Source organism: Patulibacter ginsengiterrae, assembly GCF_056269115.1.
Map to the genome: position 1 here is coordinate 1 of NZ_JBWDOG010000054.1, position 516 is coordinate 516.

A 516-nucleotide genomic window follows, 5' to 3' on the forward strand; every position below is an offset into this window, starting at 1 on the left:
CATGCGGCGGTGCCAACCACCAAAAGTGATGAGACTAGGAAGGCCGCTGCTGCCATATGGGCAAATCGGTAGGGGAAGGATGGGTTAAACACAATTGCCCACCAATCTGTGGGGACAATAATGCCATTTTCGATGGGCTTTGTTGCACAAAGATTTGAAATGCAAAGCGCCCCTAATTGAGCCAAATTTAAGGCGTAACTTGGGTAAGTGGTCGACCTAATTCCGTAAATCTGTTAAGGACTGCTACACGTGCATGGATTTCATTCACTTGGCTATCAAAACTCCTTGCACTGAGTTTATCTCCTAATAATTTGATGCAATGCATCTTAGTTTCAACCAAACTTCGCCGATGATAGCCTGACCATTTTTTCCATAGTGTCCTGCCTAAACGTTTAATTGTTCGAAGTAATTCATTTCGCTCTAGCGAGCTACTCTTTGTATCTTTCCATTGTTTCGCATTTTTTCTAGGTGGAATCACCGCATGCCCTTGCCGATCTGCAATGACCTGACGGCATT

Annotated in this window: 1 protein-coding gene and 1 pseudogene; both read right to left on the reverse strand. The window is 44.4% G+C overall.

The window, feature by feature from the left end; genetic code table 11:
* Positions 1–134, reverse strand: a pseudogene (locus tag ACVUH9_RS22270) (cytochrome ubiquinol oxidase subunit I); the annotation flags it as partial.
* Positions 135–187: 53 nt separating this feature from the next.
* On the reverse strand, positions 188–516 hold a 329-nt coding region (locus ACVUH9_RS22275; protein ID WP_475761026.1), incomplete at its 5' end, for a transposase.